Origin of the sequence: Pedobacter nanyangensis, assembly GCF_003313505.1 — a bacterium.
Taxonomy (GTDB): Bacteria; Bacteroidota; Bacteroidia; order Sphingobacteriales; family Sphingobacteriaceae; genus Pedobacter; species Pedobacter nanyangensis.
Genome location: NZ_QMHO01000010.1, coordinates 111,954 through 132,746, shown reverse-complemented (window position 1 = coordinate 132,746; position 20,793 = coordinate 111,954). Strand labels below are relative to the sequence as shown.

The window sequence follows — 20,793 nt, the reverse complement described above, 5'->3', positions numbered from 1 at the left end:
TGTATACACAAATTTAGTGTTTTATAATTTAAAACAAAAAGCATTCCAAATATTATTTGGGCGTTTCCTTAAGGCAGAACAAGAAAGAATTGTATCTTTGCCCCCTAACCAACTTCTTGCTTATGATTTCATCAGGGAAAATTATTACCAATGAGATTGACGCTTCGGAACTCAGTTTTGAAGACTTTAAAGCCATCGTGATAAACGACTACAGAATTGCTGTAGAGAGCCGTCAGGCTAGTTTATTGGGCCGAAAAGAGGTGCTCACCGGCAAAGCCAAATTTGGAATTTTTGGCGATGGTAAGGAAGTGCCACAATTGGCCATGGCCAAGGTTTTTAAGAACGGCGACTGGCGTGCGGGCTATTATAGGGACCAAACTTTTGCCTTTGCTACAGGAATATCTACCCTTAAAGAGTTTTTTGCGCAATTGTACGCCAATCCAGACGTTGATGCTGATCCAGCCTCAGCAGGAAGGCAAATGAACAGCCATTTTTCTACTCGTTCCTTAAATGACGACGGTACCTGGAAAAATCTCACCGAGGTCAAAAATAGTTCGGCAGATATTTCTACTACAGGCGGACAAATGGCCCGTTTGTTGGGTTTGGCCTATGCCTCTAAATTGTTCAAACAAAATAAGGAGCTTGATTACCTGAAAAACTTTTCTGTAAACGGTAACGAGGTGGCTTTTGGCACTATTGGAAATGGCTCTACATCGGAAGGTGTGTTTTTTGAGGCGTTTAATGCCGCGGGTGTATTGCAGGTACCTATGGCTATTTCCGTTTGGGACGATGGTTACGGAATTTCTGTACCTGCAAAATACCAAACCACTAAGGAAGATATTTCTGAAATTCTTAAAGGATTCCAACGAGAAGAAGGAACCAATGGATATGAGATTTTTAAGGTACGTGGATGGGATTATCCGGCCTTATGCGAAACATACCTAAAAGCGATAGAGGTTTGTAGGAACGAGCATGTACCTGTTCTAATTCACGTTACCGAAGTTACCCAGCCGCAGGGACACTCCACTTCTGGCTCGCATGAGCGTTATAAAAGTAAAGAGCGTTTGGAATGGGAGCGGGAACATGATTGTATCGTAAAGATGCGTGAGTGGATGATCCAATCGGCTATTGCCACCAAAGAGGAGCTGGACGAGTTGGAGGATGCCGCTAAAAAACATGTGAAAGAAGTGCAGAAAGAGGCATGGAACGAGTTTCTGGATACCATTAAACAGGAACAGGCCGAGGTAGTTCGTATGATCAACAATTTGGCCAATGGCGATCATGGCTTGTCAAAAATTGCGGCACAATTGGCCTCTACACACGACGCCTTGCGTAAGGAAGTAGTTTCGGCCGCCAGAAAAGCAATAAGACAAAGTGTACATGTGCCTTCGGCCGAGCGTGAAATATTGATCAAATGGTATCAAGATAAAACCTCATTTTATACCGAACTATATAATTCTAAACTGTTTACAGAAGGCATAGAAAGCCCTTTTAATGTAGCCCAAATTGCTGCCCAATACAGTGAAGACGGTAAAATGCTTGACGGACGTGAAATTTTAAACGCTTGTTTTGATGCTAATTTTGCCCGTGATCCGAGGTTACTTGCTTTTGGGGAAGATTTGGGAGCCATTGGTGATGTTAACCAGGGCTTTGCAGGTTTACAGGCAAAGTATGGCGAGTTGAGGGTGAGCGATGCCGGCATTAGGGAGGCCACCATTGTGGGGCAGGGGATAGGCCTAGCGATGAGAGGTTTAAAACCTATTGCCGAAATTCAATACCTGGATTATCTCCTTTATGGGATTACCGTGTTGAGCGATGATTTGGCAACCTTGTCTTATCGTACAAAAGCTGGGCAAAAAGCACCGTTGATTATCAGGAGTAGAGGACATAGACTAGAGGGTATTTGGCACTCGGGTTCCCCAATGAGTATGATTTTAGGGAGCTTACGTGGAATGCACATCTGTGTTCCCCGCAACATGACACAGGCCGCTGGTATGTATAACACCTTGTTCAGGTCTGATGAGCCAGCGTTGGTGATCGAGTGTTTGAACGGTTACCGCTTGAAAGAGAAATTACCGGATAACGTTGGCGAGTTTACGGTTCCTTTGGGCAAAGCCGAAATCATTAAAGAGGGCACTGATATTACGGTAGTGAGTTATGGCTCAACACTTAGATTAGTGGAGGAAGCAGCCGAGGAACTGTCTGCATTTGGTATTTCATTAGAAGTGATCGATGTACAGACTTTATTACCTTTCGATTTAGACCATGCTTGTGGGAAATCTCTTCAAAAAACCAATAAATTATTAGTGGTAGATGAAGACGTTCCTGGTGGTGCTAGTGCCTTCATCCTGAAAAATATTTTGGAGGACCAAAAAGGTTATTACCTGTTAGATGGTAAGCCACAAACTTTAGCGGCAAAAGCCCACAGAGCACCCTATGGCTCTGATGGTGACTATTTTTCTAAACCATCTGTGGATGACATCATTGAAGCGGCTTATGCCATGATGAACGAGGGAAACCCGGATCGCTATCCAAAACTATATTAAATATTGACGGAAATTACCATAAAGGCGATAGCAATATCGCCTTTTTTGTTTTTTGTAAGTAAGTGTGTTGTTGAAATTGTGGAGCCAATAAGTAGGTTATTATCATAGGTTGTCAAAAATGGCGTCATTTCGAGCGAAGTGTAACGTAGCCGAGAAATCTTTGAACTTTGTAATTAAAACACCCCGCCCGTTGGGCACCCCTCTGGGAGAGGGGAATATCGCATAACGCCATTCCCACTGATTTATAAGAAGGTTGCTGAAAGCCCCTAGATGTTCATTAACTAAAACTTCGTCCTGAGTTAATTGCGATGCTTCTTCTCACTAGCGTATTTTTGCTCACCAGCCCTAATCGCTAAAGCCAAATCATTTTCTTCTGGTGGGATAGGGCAACGATAACCATCGCTATAAGCACAATAAGGATTGTAAGCTTTATTGAAATCCAATTCAATGCTTCCATTGATAATGTTGCCACTCTTTAAATCGATATATCTGCCGCCGCCATAAGTTTCCTTATTATTGGTTTGGTCGGTAAAAGGAAGGAAGAGATAATCTTTGTATGCTGGATTGGCCGATAGGGCCACGTTTTTGTATAAAGTTAATTGTGTAGGCTTTCCGTTGAGGTCAAAATCAAGTTTCGCATAACGAATGTATTCGGCAGTGGTTCCCGCATAGGTAGGCATTTTGAAAGCTTTTTCACCTTCCAATAAGGTTACTTTAGCAGTCACTTTGTAATTGCTATCGGCATTATAAAAGCGGAGGTGTTTTAAATCTCCTTCCTTGAGTGGCGAATGTTCGTTGCTAACAAAATCTGCTTTATATTTTTCACGGTGGGTTGCAATTTGTTCGTTAAAGCTTTGAGCAAAAGCACCTAGATTTAAAACAACTAAAGAAGTAAGTAAGATCAATTTAACTTTCATATCATAAAACTAAAAAAAAATCTGTGTATCTGTGGCTAAAAATAATTGCCACAGATGCACAGATAAGTGTGATGATGATATTAAGCTATAGTTTTGCAGTGCGATTTCTTAATAGGTGATCAGCCAAAACAAGCGCTGCCATGGCTTCCACAATAACAACGGCTCTTGGTACTACACAAGGATCATGACGGCCCTTGCCTTTTATTTCGGCAGCTTGGCCGGCAGCATTAATGGTTTGTTGGCTGTGCATAATGGTGGCCACCGGTTTAAAGCCTACTTTAAAGTTGATGTCCATTCCGTTAGAAATGCCCCCTAAAATACCGCCAGCGTGGTTGCTAATGGTTTTAAATTGCTGTTCGTCCTTAGCTTTTGGCAATGGAATATCGTTATGTTCAGAGCCTCTTAGCTCGGTCCCATCAAAGCCAGATCCGTATTCAAAACCATGTACCGCATTAATGCTTAGCATGGCTTTTCCTAAATCTGCATGAAGTTTATCAAAAACAGGTTCTCCCAATCCTGCAGGACAGCCCTTAACTACACAGGAAATTTTGCCGCCAACCGTATCGCCATCCTTACGTACACTGTCGATAAATTCGATCATTTCATTAGCCGTAGCGGGATCGGCACAGCGAACAATATTTGCTTCTCTTAATTCAAGTAATTCGGTAATGTCGTTGCTTTCTAAATTGGGAGCATTGATTTTTCCAACCGCAGTGACATGGGCAAAAATATCAATGCCATGATGTTTTAAAAACAGTTTGGCAATAGCGCCAGCGGCTACACGGGCAGCAGTTTCCCTTGCGGATGAACGGCCGCCGCCACGATGATCGCGAATGCCATATTTGGCATCGTACACATAATCGGCATGGCTGGGGCGATAAACATCTACATTGTGGCCATAATCCTTGCTGCGTTGGTCTTCGTTCGGGATTAGCATGGCAATAGGTGTACCGGTACTTTTGCCTTCAAAAATGCCTGAGAGGATTTGTACCGTGTCGCTTTCCTTGCGTTGTGTGGTAATTTTTGATTGGCCAGGTTTTCTTTTGTCTAGCTCCGACTGGATGAAATCCAAATCGATGGTTAAGCCTGCGGGACAACCGTCTAAAATTACGCCAATTGCCGTTCCATGCGATTCGCCAAAGGTGGTGATAGAGAAAATTTGTCCAAATGAGTTGCCTGCCATTTTTATTTTAGATTTACGATTTTAGATTTACGATTTCGCCCATTTAGGCGTTTGTGCTTTGGTCTTTATTCTTTGCTCTTTTATCTTTGTTCCACTACTTCAAATCCCGCTTTCTTCAAGTCCTCCCAAAAATAAGGATAAGATTTTTCAACCACGTTACATTCTTCAATTTCTAGTTCCTCAATCAATAGTGCTAAAGGAGCAAAAGCCATGGCCATGCGGTGGTCTTCGTACGTAGCGATGCTTACTTTCTTGGGGAAATTCAATTTTGAACAATCTAGTGTATAAACCAGGTTGTTTTCAATTAATTTCACGCCAATTTTAGCCAACTCATTTTGTAAAGCCGCAACACGATCGGTTTCTTTTATTTTTAAGGTTTCTAAACCTGTAAAAGCCATGTTTAATCCCAAAGCGGCAGCAATTACCACAATGGTTTGTGCCAGGTCCGGACAGGTTTTTAAATCTAAGACCTTGTCGGTGTCCTTAATTTCTTGATTTTTTTCGAAAGCAATGCCGTTGGAAGTTTTGGTAGTGCTTACGCCAAAAATCTCCATGATGGATTTGATTTGGCTATCGCCCTGCAAACTTTTATCTCTCAAGTGAGGCAAGCTTATTTTTGCATTTTTAGCTAGCGCCACAATGCTGTACCAGTAAGAAGCAGCGCTCCAATCTGGTTCTACAATCAAGGTAGAAGGTTTAAAATCTTGAGGAGCAATGGTAATTAAATTTCCTTTCCATTCATGAGAAATGCCGCATTCTGCCAACATGGCCAAAGTCATTTCTACATAAGGTTTAGAGGTCAGTTCGCCTTCTATTTCCAGGGTTAATCCCTTTGGAAGGGTAGGCGCAACCATTAGCAAAGCCGATAGGTATTGACTGCTTACATCACCTTTGATTTTGATTTGGGCATTGGTTTGCTCCAATGGGCCTTTAATGGAGAGAGGAGGAAAGCCATCTTTCTCAGCATAGCTGATGTTGGCGCCAATTTCTTTCAGGGCTTCGGCCAAAATACCAATGGGACGTTGCTTCATGCGCTCAGTTCCGGTAAGTAGGAAGTTGCCGTTTTTGGCAGATAGGTAGGCCGATAGAAAACGCATGGCGGTTCCAGCAGGACCAACGTCTACGGTCTTAGCAAGGTTGTGGTCGGTATCTACGGTATCTAAATCGGCTAAAATAGCATTTAAGGTAACCGTATCGGCAGCATTAGATAGGTTCTGTACTTTTACCAAATTTTTGCTTAAAGATTTGATAATCAATGCTCGGTTACATTCGCTTTTTGAGCCCGTAAGTTGTATTTCGGTGTTTATGTTTTGCGCCCCCTTAAAGGACACAATTGCATTTTTATGCATAGGTTCGGTCTGATAGTTGGGTTGTTAAGGCTATACTGTTGGAGATTGCTCCGTCGTTCCTCCCCGCAATAACGAAAATTGGAACTTCATTACGGAGTACGGAGCAATCTCTTTTGTTAACAGTTTTATCCTAAAAAATATTCGCTTATGCTTTTACTTCAGCATGTTGCTCAGCAGCAATGCCTTCTTGTGTAGCTTTGCCTTCGTTTAATATTTCAGTTTGTAAACGGATAGATTCGCCGTGTACCAATTCCAAGAATTTTTCGGTAAAGTGCTCATCCAATTTCAATGCTTTCGCAAATGCTGTTCCTTTTTTAAGGATTTCATCCCAACGGTTAACTTGCAAAACAGTTACTTGGTTATCACGTTTGTACTCGCCAATTTTTTCTACGATTTTCATACGCTCGCCCAGTTTTTGCAATAGCAAGTCGTCAATTTTGTCGATTTGCTTACGTAGTTCCGCTAGTTTATCTACAAAAGCTTCGTTTTGAGATTCTGGTTCACGTACCGTTAAGCGCTCCATGAGCTCGTTCACCGCTGCTGGTGTCAATTGTTGCTTAGCATCTGTCCAAGCTACCGAAGGATCCAAGTGCGACTCGATCATTAAACCTTGCATGTCTAAGTCTAAAGCTTTTTGAGAGATGTAAGGGATCAACTCACGGTTGCCGCAAATGTGGCTTGGGTCGTTAATGATTGGCAATTCAGGGCAAAGGGTTTTCAATTGGATGGCCATTTCCCACATTGGCTCGTTACGGAAGGAAGATTTTTCGAACGAAGAGAAACCACGGTGGATTGCACCAATTTTAGTAATTCCGGCTTTGTTGATACGCTCAATCGCACCAATCCACAATTGAAGATCAGGATTTACTGGGTTTTTCACCAATACAGGTACATCATGACCTTTTAAGGCATCAGCAATTTCTTGTACAGTGAAAGGGTTTACGGTTGAACGTGCACCAATCCAAAGGATATCAACACCAGCTGCTAAAGCCTCCTCAACGTGCTTAGCGTTGGCTACCTCAACTGCTGTAGGCAAACCAGTTTCTGCTTTAGCTCGTTTCAACCACTCTAAACCAATGCTACCAATACCTTCAAACTCTCCCGGACGGGTACGAGGTTTCCAAATACCGGCTCTTAATACACTTACTTTGCCAGTAGCAGCCAATAAATGTGCCGTGGTTAATAATTGATCTTCTGTTTCAGCGCTGCAAGGACCTGAAATTAACAATGGCTGGTTCTTAGCGGACAGCCAGTTTTCTAAAGGCTCGATGTTTAAACTTAGTTTCATTTTTTAGGATATTTATGTTGTTTATAATTTTTTAGTATGGAGATTTGGGTATCAGGGATCAAGATTTGATATCCAGCTTTTTAATTTTTTACTTTCTAGTTTTACACTTTATCATTTTTCACGTACTCGCCCATGATGTTGAAGTTGACCGTGAACTTTAATACTTTTCTGATGGCCGCATCATAGTTTTCAATGTTTTTCCATTCAATATCTACATAGAAATAGTACTCGTTGCGGCGGCCCAGTACAGGCATAGATTGGATTTTGGTTAAATTCACATTCAGCTCTGCGAATATTTGCAACACTTGGCTTAACGCCCCAACGTGGTGACCCACCTGAAAACAAATAGAAGCTTTGTTGATGCCTTTTTCTACTTCGGTTTTGTCTTTTCTAAGAATTAAAAAACGGGTAAAGTTCTTTTTGTTCGATTCTATTCTTCGCTCAATAATGTCGAGCCCATAGGTTTCGGCAGCTAAAGCATTGGCAATGGCAACCGTATCTTTTAACTGGCCATCTTTGATTTTCTTTGCACAAGCGGCGGTATCGTTGCCTTCAATAACTTGTATTTGAGGGAATTCTTCAAAAAAATCAACACATTGTCTGATGGCGATAGGGTGTGAGGTCGCTATTTTAATGTCTTCAAATTTTACGCCTGGTAAAGCCAATAAGTGCAATTGAATGGGAAGGTAAACCTCGCCAACTACGGCGAAATTGTATTCGCGAATTAAGGTGTAGTTGGGCAAAAGGCTGCCGGCAATAGAGTTTTCGATAGCCATTACCACAAAATCAGCTTTGCCCTCATCTAAAATGTCGCAAGTTTGTTTGAATGAATTGCATTCAACCGTTTCAATGTCTCTGCCAAAGAATTTGTAAGCTGCCTCTTCGTGGAATGATGCTTTAATGCCTTGTATGGCTACCCTGGTTTTTGTTTTCATAATGTTGTTAAACGAAAAAGGGTCCTGGCTTTTTAGCCAGGACCCTTCATACATTCTTAAATATTTTTATCTATTTTTCTGCATATCAGTCCTGGCTCTTACTAAAGTAGTAAAAGTAACCAAACCAATATGTAGTGTTAAAATTCATTTTTTGCTTTATGTTGCCAAATGTACAGCAACAAATTTAATTTGTCAATACTAAAGTGAAAATATTTTTATCGGAATTTAATTTTGTTGTTTTTGTACCGAATAACGAAATGGTATTTTTTAACCAAAGGTTTTAACGCTATTGCCAACTACTTTGCTTTTATTTTCTTCTTCCTGTAGTTCCCGCTGCATGATTTTGGCGATTTTAGTGCTTCCGTCATGGCTCCATCCCGGCGGATTGATCACATATTTGATCTTATCCCAAAAAGTTGGCGCTTTTTTAACATCTTTCCCCAAAGCTATAAACTCATGGAAGATGATGTTTACAGGTCCAGTGTCTTCTGGTTGGGTAGTTAAGCCATATTTTATTTTGTCCTCTGGTAATTCCTCTTGAAAAGTACCAAACATCCTGTCCCATAAAATAAGTACCATGCCCATATTTTTATCCAGGTAGCGCACATTGCAGGCGTGATGTACCCTGTGGTGCGAAGGTGTTACAAAGATATATTCAAAAACAGGATGGAACTTCATCACGGTTTGCGTGTGTACCAAGTTGCCATAAATTTGGGTAACAAGGTAAGCAAAAAGAATATCCAAGGCATTAAAGCCCATAAAAGCCAGTGGCAAATAAAAGAATACCCTGTACAAAGGTTCAAAAACCGTTGAGCGAAAACCTGTGGTTAAGTTAAAGTGCTCCGAAGAATGATGGGTAACGTGCATGGCCCAAAAGAAACGCACATAATGGCCAACTGTATGTAAAAACCAATAAAGGAAATCCTGCGCCAGCACCAGTACCGTCCAATAAATCCAAGGTGTTTGAATTTCGAACAGTCTGAATTGATAACAGTAATCCAATAGATAAAAGGTGGCGACCTTCATGCTCAGGTTAACTACAATGGCACAAAGCATGAGATAAATGTTGGTCCAAGTATCTCTCTTGGTGTATAATTTTTTATCGTGCCTATAGCTGAAATACATTTCAACAATGGTGAGCACAATCACGAAACCAAATAAGGTGCCTACAGAAATGTCACTTCCGGTAAACTTCATACACTATAAACTATTGTAATAGGTTAAACTGTTAAAAATATCTTCCTTAGTTACTCTGCAATTAAAAACGCACTTGCCAATCTGATCTAATAGGGAGAATAAGATGAAGCCGTCTTCGTTCTTTTTATCGCTTTGCATTAAGGCCATTAAATCATCAAAGCTCTCTGCTTTAATGTGGTATTTAGGGTAAAGAGATAAAATATAACCCGCAATTTCATCAAGTTCAAGGGCAGAAAGGTTACAATATTTGGCAGAGAGGTAAGCTTCGCAAACCATTCCAATGGCAATGGCTTCGCCGTGGGTAAGCGGCTTTTTATCATTTACCAGGGCATAGCCTTCTACTGCATGGCCAATGGTATGTCCAAAATTTAAAATCTTACGCAAACCTTTTTCAAATGGATCGGTCAATACCACTTCGTTTTTGATTTTAACAGAATGGTAAATGGCTTGTGCGCTGATCTGACGATAATCGCTGTTTTTCAGTTCCTGATAATAGGCCGCATCAGCAATCAAACCATGTTTGATCATTTCGGCAAAGCCGGACAGCATTTCCCGTTCTGGCAAGGTAGCCAAGAAACTGTTTTCGATAAACACCGCTTGTGGCAAGGCAAAAGTACCTACCATGTTCTTCACATTATCGATGTCGATTCCTGTTTTACCACCTACGGAAGCATCAACTTGCGAAAGCAGGGTAGTGGGAATGTTGATGAAATCGATGCCACGTTTGTAGGTTGATGCCACAAAACCGCCCATGTCGGTAATTACACCGCCGCCAAGGTTGATCATCAGGCATTTTCTATCGGCTTCAAAATCCAAAAGAGTTTTCCAAATGCCTATACAAAAGTCAATGTTCTTGTTTTCTTCTCCAGCATCTGTTTCAATAATATCGAAATGATCTAAATCTGGCAAAAGGTCCCTGAAAACCGGTATACATACTTCCGCAGTAGTCGAATCGGCAAAAACAAATACCTTACTGTACTTTTTCTTCGTTAAAATATCATTTAATGGAGCCAGGCCACTCTCGAAATGAATAAAATGATCGTTGTTTTTTAGCGCTTCCATTAAATAATTTCAATTATCTTGCCCATAAATTCAACTTTATCGCCAATGCGCACCTTTAAGCGCTTACGATCTTCGGTGGTTCCGTTAACTTTAACCAAACCTTCTTCAACGATGGACTGTGCTTCGCCGCCGCTTTGTACCAGCGAGGCCGCTTTTAGCAATGCAATTAAGGGAATAAATTCTCCTTCGAGTTTAAATTTAATCATGGCGGCGCAAATTTACGATTATTTGAAAGTCTTTCGTGCTTGGATGGCTAGTTATTTATATTTTTGCAGCGTTCTGACTAAATACTTATAAAAATGGATGCTTCCCCCAAGCAAAAAATAGACTTCAATAACACTGAGGTTGCGTTTCGACATAAATCTGATTCCGAATTAAAACAGGCCTACTGGCTGTTTAAAATGATAGGGAGTAACTTTTTAACCAAAGTTGGCCCGCCCATCACCAATTTTATGCTGAATATTGGTTTGCCTATCCAAGGCGCCATTAAAGCCACTATTTTTAAACAATTTTGTGGTGGCGAAACCATTGCCGAGTGTGAACACACCATTGAGCAATTGCACCAAGGCAAAGTTGGTACCATCCTCGATTATTCTGTAGAGGGTGAAGACGAGGAGCAGGTGTTTGATTTTACCTGCGAAGAAATTATCAGGACCATTGTACGTGCCGATGGGGATCCCAGAATCCCGATCACGGTTTTTAAGGTGACGGGAATTGGCCGTTTTGCCCTGTTGGAAAAATTGGATGCCAAGCAGGCGCTTGATGCAGCCGAAACAGAGGAGTTTGAACGCGTAAAGCAACGCTGCGAAAAAATTTGCCGTACCGCATACGAGAGAAGCGTGCCCGTGATGATTGATGCCGAGGAAACCTGGATCCAAGACACCATCGATTTATTGGCCATTGAAATGATGATGAAGTTCAATAAAGATCAACTCATTGTATTTAACACATATCAAATTTACCGCCACGATAAACTGACCAGCTTACAGGCCGACCACCTAATTGCCAGGGAAGCGGGTTTTATTTTGGGTGCCAAATTGGTACGTGGCGCCTATATGGAAAAGGAACGTAAACGTGCCGAAGAAATGGGCTATCTATCCCCGATACAAGTGGACAAGGCGGCTACCGATAAAGATTACAATGAAGCACTGCGTTACTGTGTGGACAATATTGATAAAATCGGTTTTGTATGTGGCACGCACAATGAGGAGAGCAGCCGTTTGCTTACCGAGCTAATTGACGAGAAAGGGATCGCTCATAATCATCCGCACGTTTATTTTGCACAGTTATTGGGAATGAGCGATAACTTAAGTTTTAACCTTTCTCATGTGGGCTATAATGTGGCCAAGTATGTTCCTTATGGGCCTATCAAAGCGGTAATGCCTTATCTGTTCAGAAGGGCGCAGGAAAATACTTCTGTAGCGGGGCAAACAGGCAGGGAGCTTTCTTTGATTAGCAGAGAGAAGCGTAGGAGAGGGATTTAGGAATAAGGAGCAAGGAGTAAGGAGCAAAGAGTAGGGATGTCAATCTTTATTCGTTGCTCTTTGTTCTTTTATCCAATTAATCCAATTTCCTTTTCAACAAATCGTCTTCTAGTTCCTACATCTGCCTTGGGGATTTCAATGAGCTGGTAACCATGGGCTAGATAAGTTTCTTTCATTTTTTCAAAGGTAAATACGGCTTCTTCCCAAGTTTGCTTGCGTTCGTGGTCGGTTTGATAGATTTCTTTCCATGGAGGCAGAATGAAAACTTTAGCTGCATATCGATGGGCAATTGCCACGGCTTTCATTTCTGATGGAATTGGAATGTTTTCCATGTTCATGTAGCCAATGGAGTCTAAAATCCCTCTGTCAAAAAACACCGGTTCTGATAATTGTTTTGCTTTAATAGTTTGATAAACATTAACAGCGGCTTCCAGCATCAGCTTTGCGTAAAGCATTTTGTTTTTCCATGGTAGTGCATCGCCGTTTGCAAGCATTTGCGCCTGGATAATTTTTCTGGCGCTTTCTTCAACTACCGTAAAACCGGCGTTGCTTAATTCGTGGATCAGTGTAGTTTTGCCCACGCCGGGGCCTCCCGTAATCACGAATAGGTTGGTGTGCATGAATTTATGGTTTGGAATGTTAAAAGGGAACAGCAATGAATTGCCGACATTGAATTATGGATAGGTTACTTCACAATGAAATAACCTACAGCTAACCATGCCAATCCCTTTACCAAAAAGAATAGAAAACCCCAAAAGCCAATTTTCTTGACCCATTTTTTTAGCTTTTCTGCTTTTTCTGTGTTCATGATCTTCAATCGTAAAAGGGAATAACGTGGTTAGCCGTGCATTGCTTTGGTTAATGTTCGTGCTCTTCTAACTTTCTTACGGCCATAATCTTGAACTCTTTGATGCCATCGGGCATTTCCCATTGGATCAAATCACCGGTTTGGTAGCCTAGCAATGCAATGCTAATCGGGGCAAAGATAGATACTTTTTGTTGTTTTATGTTGGCATCTTTAGGTAAAACCAGTTTAAAGACAAATTGTTGACTGTTTTCGGTGCTTTCAATCTGCGCTTCGGTGTATAACGATACAACATCGGCAGGTAAAGCTGCATCATCAAAGATTTTGGCATTTTTAATTTCTTGTTTAAGTCGAGATTTATTGTAGTCGCTCATGACAGCTTTTTCTAAATGCTCGCTTAAAAATTTGTGATCGCTTTTAGATAATAAAATTGATTTTGTTTCCATTTCAATAAGTTTAAATGAATAGATAAGCCTCCAGAAATGAAGGCATAAAAAAAATATTTAGAGGTGGTTATCCCCCGAAATCGCTAAGAAGAATTAGAAATCGGGGTTTAGTGAATAAAATCCTTGCTTTGATTAATTGCTGCAGGATTTGAGGGCGTGCAGAAATTTTGCGTTGCAGGTTGAGCATATGGCATAGCAGGGGCCTTCTTCTTCGTAAAGAAAGTACCGCTTGTTTTTGATGTTGCCATTTTGCTCATTTTCACAAAGATGGGTTTGTTCATTTAAAAAAGCAAATTAAAAGGACTTTGTTACAATTAAAGTACTAACATGGTTTGGGAGCCTGGTCCCATTTGGTTTGTTCTGAGTATAAAAATTCTTGGGAGGTTGTTATCGCCCTTAAATGCTAATGAAAATGGTGTTTTGCTGTCACCATATCCCCGCTTGGGGAGGGGCTGGGGGGTAAGTAATTAAACCAAAAATCCCTAGCCCAGCTTCTAAAAAGCAATGGACTAGGGATGATGACTATTTTATTGCTAGATTTTAAGCCAAATCAAAACGATCTAAGTTCATGACTTTATTCCATGCGGCTACAAAGTCCTTCACAAATTTTCCATGAGCGTCTGTACTGGCATACACTTCGGCAATGGCACGAAGCTCGGCATTGGAGCCAAAAACCAAATCGGCACGGGTGGCGTTCCATTTGGTTTGGCCAGTACTGCGGTCGTAACCCTCGTACAATTCCTGATCCTCGCTGGTGGCTTTCCAAGCGGTACGCATATCCAATAGGTTTACAAAGAAATCATTGCTCAGTTGCTCTGGACGATTGGTTAGCACGCCATGGGCAGAACCATCGTAATTGGCATTTAAGGCACGCATACCTCCTATAAGTACGGTCATTTCAGGTGCCGTAAGCGTTAATAATTGTGCTTTGTCAACCAATAATTCTTCTGTTGAAGACAGCGTTCGGCCTTTTTTGTAGTTACGGAAACCATCGGCGATAGGCTCTAGGTAACCGAATGATTCTACATCTGTTTTGTCTTGGCTGGCATCTGTACGTCCAGCAGCAAAAGGTACTTTTATTTGTTGGCCTGCATCTTTAGCGGCTTTTTCTATGGCCGCATTACCGGCAAGTACAATTAAATCGGCCAACGAAACTTTTTTGCCATTGCTTTGTGCACTATTAAACTCCTTTTGGATATTCTCTAAGGTGCTCAACACTTTATCTAACTGCGTAGGGTTGTTGGCTTTCCAATAACGTTGGGGTGCTAAACGAATGCGTGCGCCATTGGCACCGCCACGTTTATCGCCACCACGGAAAGTAGAAGCGGAAGCCCAAGCAGTGCTTACTAATTGCGAAACACTTAATCCCGAAGCCAGGATTTTAGCTTTTAAGCTTTCCAAATCATTTTCGTCTACTAACGGATGATCTACCGCAGGTACAGGATCTTGCCAAATCAATTCTTCGCCTGGCACTTCAGGGCCTAAGTAACGGGAAACTGGCCCCATGTCGCGGTGCGTTAATTTAAACCAAGCACGGGCAAAAGCATCTGCAAAAGCGTCTGGATTTTCTAAAAAACGCCTGGAGATCTTCTCGTATGCGGGATCAAACCTCAAAGAAAGATCTGTGGTGAGCATGGTAGGTTTATGTTTTTTGGTAGGGTCAAAAGCGTCGGGAATAATTTCTTCGTTGGTTTTAGCTACCCATTGGTGCGCACCCCCCGGACTTTTGGTCAACTCCCATTCAAAAGCGAAAAGGTTCTCGAAAAAGTTATTGCTCCATTGGGTTGGGGTAGTGGTCCAAGTTACTTCTAAGCCACTGGTAATGGCATCAGCACCTTTACCACTGCCAAAGTTATTGCTCCAACCAAAGCCTTGGGCTTCCAAGCCAGCAGCTTCGGGCTCTTTGCCTACGTGGTCAGAAGTAGATGCTCCGTGTGTTTTTCCAAAAGTATGTCCGCCCGCAATTAAGGCTACTGTTTCTTCATCATCCATGGCCATACGACCGAAAGTGTCACGGATATCTTTAGCGGCTGCGATAGGATCTGGATTGCCATCAGGGCCTTCGGGATTTACATAAATTAAACCCATGTGTGCCGCAGCCAAGGGTTTTTCCAAATCTCTGGAGTGTTTTCGTCCATCAGCATCTTCATCAGAAGAAACCACTCCATGAGCGGCCACTCCCTCCTGACCTTGGGCGTAGCGTTCTTCGTTACCCAGCCAAGTGGTTTCTGATCCCCAATATACATCCTCGCTAGCCTCCCAAACGTCTTCACGACCACCGGCAAAACCAAAGGTTTTAAAGCCCATCGATTCCAAGGCCACGTTTCCAGCCAAGATCATTAAATCGGCCCAGGAAATGGCCCGGCCATATTTTTGTTTGATAGGCCAAAGTAAACGGCGGGCTTTATCTAAGCTCACGTTGTCTGGCCAGCTATTTAGCGGAGCAAAACGCTGTTGCCCCTGTCCAGCACCACCACGGCCGTCGCCTACACGATAGGTACCGGCACTGTGCCAGGCCATGCGGATAAATAAGCCACCGTAATGGCCAAAATCAGCGGGCCACCAATCTTGCGAATCGGTCATGAGGGCGTGCAAATCATTTTTTAAAGCTTGATAGTCGAGGCTTTTGAAAGCTTCGGCATAATTAAACTCTTCGTCCATGGGATTTGACAGGGAAGAGTACTGGCGGAGGATGTTGAGTTTGAGTTGTTTTGGCCACCAGTCGCGGTTTCGGGTACCACTGCCGCCAACGTTACTTTTCATGCTGCCGTTGTGAAATGGGCATTTGCTGATGTCTGAACCTTTGTTTTCCATGCTTAATCAATTTTTTGTTAATGATGTATTGGTATTTTCCAATGGCTTACTAGCGCCGTTGGAAAGACATTTCGCTGTTTGTTTTGTTTCCATGTCCATACCTTTTTTGAATAATGATAAAGGTAGGGTTATGGCCTGGCCCTGTCAAAGTGCTTTTATCTATGGGCTAATAGGCAAAAGCTATTTTACTTTGAAATTTTGCTTTCCGCTCAGCAAATCCCAAAATAGCATGAAATCGCTGGCTAAGCTATACCCTGGGTACTGGAAGGTGGCAGGTTTGTTCTTTTCAAAAAAGAAATGTCCTACCCAAGCAAAGCCATAGCCCAAAAAGGGGATGACCAGCAAAAAGCGCCAATCATGAAAAAGCACCCCTGTAATGAGCGAAAGTACAACCAATCCTGTGCCTATAAAATGTAGCACCCGGCTGGTGGTATTTTGATGCTCGCTCAGGTAAAAGGGGTAAAACTCTTGTAACGATTTGTACTTTTTGGCTTCCATTTAGCTCTTTTTTTGTTAAGTTAGTAAATATTGCTCAAATATAACCTCATTGTGTATGTTTTTTAAGGTCAATTTTTTGCTATGCTTTTTGTTGTTTTTAGCTCAGCATGGTTTTGCGCAACTTACGGCAATAGGCAGGGTGGTTGATGCCAAAACCGGTAAGCCCATTGAAAATGCCAGTGTATATTTCAACGAAACGCAAATTGGTACTAAAACCAATGCAGCAGGCAAATTTTACATAAGCATTTCTCAAGGCAAGGCCAAATTGGTGGTTTCATGTGTGGGTTATCAAAAAGTGGTGTTGCATAAAATTCCTCAGCAAAACCTTAAAGTAGTGTTAAAGCCCATCCATAATACTTTAAAGGAAGTGATTATTGGCGACCGTGTTGGATGGAAAAAATGGGGACGCTTGTTTACCAGGCTATTAATGTCGGATATAGACGAAGATTACTACTCCAGTAAATATAAAAACGATGTAGTGGTTAACCAAAAGGCGGTGCGTTTTAGTTTCGACCAGTTGACCGGTATTTTAACCGCTGCTACTTATGAGCCTATATGGGTGATGAATGATAAGCTGGGCTATTTGGTAAAGATAGATTTGGATGAGTTTAAGTATGATGTGAATAGCGAAAAGCTGCTTTATAAATCGACCTTGTTTTTTGAACCGACCAAATCAACCAATTCAATAGACAGGTTGCAGTTCAATACCAATCATGCTTATCAAGGTTCAGCTACCCATTTCTATAAGGCTTTGGTAAGTGGTAAACTTAAGGAGGAAGGTTTTTCCATTAACACCTACACCGAAGTGCGGAACCAAGAGAAAGAAAGAATCCTCGATTATATCAATTCGCTTAAAAATCAGGCTTTAAAGCAAAAGCAGTTTGCTTTGGATTTGCATGTCAGGGATTTGATCGCTGATCAGGATACCTTGGCTTATTATGGCGAGGTTTTTAAACAGCCCGATTTGGTATGTAGAACTTTGGATACGGTATGCTTGGACCGCATTCTGGAACACGATAAAGTGAACAGGGTGTATAAACTTAAATTTAAGGATTCTCTGATGGTAACCTACCGTCGGAATTTTCAGAAAATGTCAGCCTATGTAGATACTACAAAAGTGAGGATCAATAAGGAAATGCCTACAAAGATGGAAACGTTGTTGTATATGATGGATGACGAACCTTTTGAACTCTCGGAAGATGGTTTGGAATTGAGCTACAACCTCTATATGTCGGGCTTTATGTCGAAAAGGAGGCTGGCAACCTTTATGCCTGCCGACTATGAGCCGGCTGTTCCACGAAAAGCAACAGCTATTGATGCGCTCAAGAACCATGAAGCGCTTCGGGAGAAAAAGCGGTAGGAAAAACCAAACAGATTATCCCTACCCATATAATGCTACAGAATGTGATGGCTCACCAGGAAATCACGCAAATGCTCTGGGTGTACATTCATTAGCAAGGTGTTTAATCCTGCTTTTTTAGCTCCCTCAATATGTTGCGGGCTATCGTCAATGAACAGGGTTTCTTCGGCTACAAGGTTGTTTTCTTTCAGTACCATTTCAAATATGGCAGGGTTTGGCTTGCGCATGCTGGTATCTTGTGAAAAATAGGCTCTTTCAAAAAAATCATCATAGTTGTTGAAACCAAAGTCTTTTTGTAGATAGGCAATGATCCAATCGTAGTGGATTTTATTGTTGTTGCTTAACAAAAAAGTGCGGTAATTATCTTTTACTTCTAACAGTACCTCGTGGTTGTTGCCTGATACGCCAATTAGCAAACTGTTCCAGGCATCGTCTATTTGTTGGTCGGTAAGTTCTAATTTTTCGGCTACCTTTCTAATGCCATCCCTAAACTGGGCAGGGGTAATGCTTCCGGTTTCAAAATCGTCAAATAGTTGGTTGTGGCCCTTGTGCGCAAAGAATTCGGTTACATTGGGGATACCTAGTTGTGCAAGAGCATTTTGGGTGCGTAAGAAGTCGATAGCAAAAATCACGTTGCCGTAATCGAAGATAATATTTTTAATTTTTTCCATTTATTGTTCCAAAATTCGATGCAAATATGTAACATTGCACTCGCAAAACCTAACAGTGTTTTAGCAGGGCCATTAGCTCAGTTGGTTAGAGTAGAAGACTCATAATTATCTGGACTATAGAATTGAAAACAAGCTTTTTTGAACTTAAATTCTTCCCAAACCTTTGAGGGTCTTTCAAAGGGGAAAAGAATTTGCCAACTCGAAAAATTTTGTCTAAGTTTGTCTCACGCAGACAGCTAAAAATAGTGTAAGGGCCTATAGCTCAGTTGGTTAGAGCGCCGGACTCATAATCCGTCGGTCCCAGGTTCAAGTCCTGGTGGGCCCACTTCAAAACCGTCTTACAAAGAAATTTGAGGACGGTTTTTTTATTTTTTCTGATGCCGATTACCGTCGGCAACTATGCTTCAGGAAGCCCCCTGAAAGCAGGTTTTACATAATTTTTTGTTTAACTCCACGCAAAAACGTTACGAAATGGTTACGAACTTTTTACGTGCTAAATTCAAGGATTATGGCAACCGTTAGCGCCAAGGTGTTCGAACACCACAAAAAAACAGATGGCACCTTCAATGTAAAAATCTGTGTCCATCACAAGGCCCAAAGAAAGTACATCGACACTGTACACTATGTAGTCAAAAAGCAACTGACTACAAAAATGAAGATCAAAGACATTTTTGTTAATGATTTAGTAGAACAACAACTTAGGGGCTATCGAAAGATCATCAGCGAACTAGGAGAAAGGCTAGACTTTTTTACTGCTGAAACATTAAAGAACTACCTCTGCGAAATAGATGACGATGTTGATTTTATCAAATTTTGTGCTGAACACATGGCTCAAACTGTCAAAGAAGGACGAAAGGCGACGGCCCATAACTTCCGCTTAGTCCGCAATAGCCTCATTGATTATTTTAAAAGGGAATCTGTTTCGATAACGGAAATCAATTCCAATATGCTTATTTATTATGAGCGCTTTTTGCGAAGCGAACGTACGATGGAGCGCCCGAATGGACAGAAAAGCATTATTACCAAGAAAACAGCAAAGGGAGTTTCTGACAGCGGACTTCACAACCACATGCGTGATTTACGCACCCTATTCAATGCTGCACGCAATAAATATAATAATGAGGACTTAGGCATATACCGGATCAAGCATTACCCATTCAAAAAATATAAGATTGGTTCTCCACCACTTACTAAAAAAAGGAACAATACTTTAGAGCAGATAAGAATAATTCGAGACTGCAAAAGCGAAATGGGAAGCCGTGCAGAAATGGCAAAGGAGCTTTATATGCTTTCGTTTTATCTGTGTGGAACAAATGCAGTGGATTTTTATCAGCTGACCAAAGAAAATATCAGAAATGGCAGATTAGAATATAACCGTTCCAAAACTAGGGGCAAGCGAAAAGACAGTGCTTTTATAAGCATAAAAATTATAGATGAAGCCAAACCACTGCTCCAAAAATATATAGGAAAACTTTCTACCCGCTATATAAATTCTGATGGTCTAAATAAAGCTCTATCAATGGGAATGAAAAAGCTGAGAATTCTTACAGGCCTTAAAGAACTAACACTTTATTGGGCAAGGCACACTTTTGCAACTATTGCCCGCAATTCCGGTGGAATGAGTAAGGATGATGTGGCACAAGCGTTGAACCATGTAGATAATGAGCATACTACAACTGATATTTACATTGCAAAAGATTGGCGAATTGTCGACCGCGTACAGATAAGTGTTATCAGCCTTTTAAGAAAGTTAGATAAAAAGAAGGTGACCTAGAAAAGAAGATAAAGCAAATAAAAATAGCAGTTTAAATGTTACACCTTCATGGCTTTTATTTCTTAGCCATGAAGGTGTTTTTAATAAATGAAAGTATTAAATTTTAATATCATGAAAAATCTCATTCTATTTTTTTTGACTTGTATTGTTGCTACAGGAGCGTTTCTCTCTGGTCTTACCATGGAAAACCCTTTGCCTGCCTTTATAGTTGGTTTTGTGGTTTGGATGTTTTTTCTTTATAGAATGGCTTGTAAATAGTTTTTTGAAAAAAACTTTAATAGGTTATAGATTTTGTCAAAAGTATCTATCACCTTTCGTCCCAAACTCGCCATCCAGCTAATTTTTCAGCTTTGGAAAACTCATCCCACAGATAAAGCAATATTTATAATTTGAGATCCCAGAAATTTCAGCAGATAACCTTTTCAAACCTAATTACAAAGCTTATCGATGAAGATTTAACTGTT

Annotated in this window: 19 protein-coding genes and 1 tRNA gene; 6 read left to right on the top strand and 14 right to left on the bottom strand. The window is 41.3% G+C overall.

Translation table 11 applies throughout. The features are described 5' to 3' along the window. The first annotated feature begins 122 nt into the window (after positions 1-122). Positions 123-2,546, top strand: a complete 2,424-nt coding sequence (locus DUT71_RS15500) for an alpha-ketoacid dehydrogenase subunit alpha/beta (RefSeq protein ID WP_113663458.1) — start codon at positions 123-125, stop codon at positions 2,544-2,546. A 299-nt stretch (positions 2,547-2,845) separates the two neighbouring features. On the opposite strand, the gene DUT71_RS15495 is transcribed toward DUT71_RS15500, so the two are convergent. From DUT71_RS15495 to DUT71_RS15460, 8 genes are all read right to left on the bottom strand, one after another. Then, positions 2,846-3,463: a DUF1684 domain-containing protein gene (locus DUT71_RS15495; protein ID WP_113663457.1), complete on the bottom strand. Its 618-nt coding sequence runs from the start codon at positions 3,461-3,463 to the stop codon at positions 2,846-2,848. Between the two features lie 85 nt (positions 3,464-3,548). Further along, positions 3,549-4,646, bottom strand: a complete 1,098-nt coding sequence (gene aroC / locus DUT71_RS15490) for a chorismate synthase (RefSeq protein ID WP_113663456.1) — start codon at positions 4,644-4,646, stop codon at positions 3,549-3,551. 80 nt (positions 4,647-4,726) lie between these two features. Further along, complete coding sequence (gene aroA, locus DUT71_RS15485) at positions 4,727-5,995, bottom strand: 3-phosphoshikimate 1-carboxyvinyltransferase (RefSeq protein ID WP_113663455.1); 1,269 nt, start codon at positions 5,993-5,995, stop codon at positions 4,727-4,729. Positions 5,996-6,140: 145 nt separating this feature from the next. After that, positions 6,141-7,283, bottom strand: a complete 1,143-nt coding sequence (locus DUT71_RS15480) for a chorismate mutase (RefSeq protein ID WP_113663454.1) — start codon at positions 7,281-7,283, stop codon at positions 6,141-6,143. Between the two features lie 101 nt (positions 7,284-7,384). After that, entirely contained in the window at positions 7,385-8,218 is an 834-nt protein-coding gene (locus tag DUT71_RS15475) for a prephenate dehydratase (RefSeq protein ID WP_113663495.1), read from the bottom strand. Between the two features lie 267 nt (positions 8,219-8,485). Then, positions 8,486-9,415: a sterol desaturase family protein gene (locus DUT71_RS15470; protein ID WP_113663453.1), complete on the bottom strand. Its 930-nt coding sequence runs from the start codon at positions 9,413-9,415 to the stop codon at positions 8,486-8,488. A 3-nt stretch (positions 9,416-9,418) separates the two neighbouring features. Next, complete coding sequence (gene aroB, locus DUT71_RS15465; RefSeq protein ID WP_113663452.1) at positions 9,419-10,477, bottom strand: 3-dehydroquinate synthase; 1,059 nt, start codon at positions 10,475-10,477, stop codon at positions 9,419-9,421. Next, positions 10,477-10,683, bottom strand: coding sequence for an RNA-binding S4 domain-containing protein (locus DUT71_RS15460; RefSeq protein ID WP_113663451.1), 207 nt, complete (start codon positions 10,681-10,683; stop codon positions 10,477-10,479). The genes aroB and DUT71_RS15460 overlap by 1 nt, the downstream gene beginning before the upstream one ends. Positions 10,684-10,776: 93 nt before the next feature. Here DUT71_RS15460 and DUT71_RS15455 point away from each other — a divergent pair, with 93 nt between their 5' ends. Next, a complete protein-coding gene (locus tag DUT71_RS15455; RefSeq protein WP_205313968.1) occupies positions 10,777-11,961 on the top strand; it encodes a proline dehydrogenase family protein in 1,185 nt (394 codons plus the stop codon). Positions 11,962-12,029: 68 nt separating this feature from the next. Here the strand turns inward: DUT71_RS15455 and DUT71_RS15450 are convergent, their stop codons facing one another. The 5 genes from DUT71_RS15450 to DUT71_RS15430 all read right to left on the bottom strand — a co-directional run bounded on the left by DUT71_RS15450 (position 12,030) and on the right by DUT71_RS15430 (position 16,524). Next, positions 12,030-12,581 carry an AAA family ATPase gene (locus tag DUT71_RS15450; protein WP_113663449.1) on the bottom strand — a complete coding sequence of 184 codons (552 nt, stop codon included), beginning with the start codon at positions 12,579-12,581 and terminating at the stop codon, positions 12,030-12,032. Positions 12,582-12,819: 238 nt separating this feature from the next. Beyond that, positions 12,820-13,212, bottom strand: coding sequence for a GreA/GreB family elongation factor (locus DUT71_RS15440; protein ID WP_113663447.1), 393 nt, complete (start codon positions 13,210-13,212; stop codon positions 12,820-12,822). A gap of 107 nt (positions 13,213-13,319) precedes the next feature. Further along, a complete protein-coding gene (locus DUT71_RS20255; protein WP_162796073.1) occupies positions 13,320-13,493 on the bottom strand; it encodes a hypothetical protein in 174 nt (57 codons plus the stop codon). A 259-nt stretch (positions 13,494-13,752) separates the two neighbouring features. Continuing rightward, positions 13,753-16,026 (bottom strand): catalase/peroxidase HPI, encoded by a 2,274-nt coding sequence (katG, locus tag DUT71_RS15435; protein WP_113663446.1) that lies wholly within the window; start codon positions 16,024-16,026, stop codon positions 13,753-13,755. Between the two features lie 180 nt (positions 16,027-16,206). Next, positions 16,207-16,524, bottom strand: coding sequence for a DUF962 domain-containing protein (locus DUT71_RS15430; protein WP_113663445.1), 318 nt, complete (start codon positions 16,522-16,524; stop codon positions 16,207-16,209). Positions 16,525-16,579: 55 nt separating this feature from the next. On the opposite strand from DUT71_RS15430, the gene DUT71_RS15425 reads away from it, so the two are divergent. After that, positions 16,580-17,884: a carboxypeptidase-like regulatory domain-containing protein gene (locus DUT71_RS15425; protein WP_113663444.1), complete on the top strand. Its 1,305-nt coding sequence runs from the start codon at positions 16,580-16,582 to the stop codon at positions 17,882-17,884. Between the two features lie 35 nt (positions 17,885-17,919). Here the strand turns inward: DUT71_RS15425 and DUT71_RS15420 are convergent, their stop codons facing one another. Next, positions 17,920-18,555 carry an HAD family hydrolase gene (locus DUT71_RS15420; RefSeq protein WP_113663443.1) on the bottom strand — a complete coding sequence of 212 codons (636 nt, stop codon included), beginning with the start codon at positions 18,553-18,555 and terminating at the stop codon, positions 17,920-17,922. A gap of 251 nt (positions 18,556-18,806) precedes the next feature. Here DUT71_RS15420 and DUT71_RS15415 point away from each other — a divergent pair. The 3 genes from DUT71_RS15415 to DUT71_RS20250 all read left to right on the top strand — a co-directional run bounded on the left by DUT71_RS15415 (position 18,807) and on the right by DUT71_RS20250 (position 20,587). Next, positions 18,807-18,880: transfer RNA gene (locus DUT71_RS15415), tRNA-Ile, on the top strand. 183 nt (positions 18,881-19,063) lie between these two features. After that, entirely contained in the window at positions 19,064-20,329 is a 1,266-nt protein-coding gene (locus DUT71_RS15410; RefSeq protein WP_113663442.1) for a site-specific integrase, read from the top strand. 111 nt (positions 20,330-20,440) lie between these two features. Next, a complete protein-coding gene (locus DUT71_RS20250; protein ID WP_162796072.1) occupies positions 20,441-20,587 on the top strand; it encodes a hypothetical protein in 147 nt (48 codons plus the stop codon). The last annotated feature ends 206 nt before the right edge of the window (positions 20,588-20,793 follow it).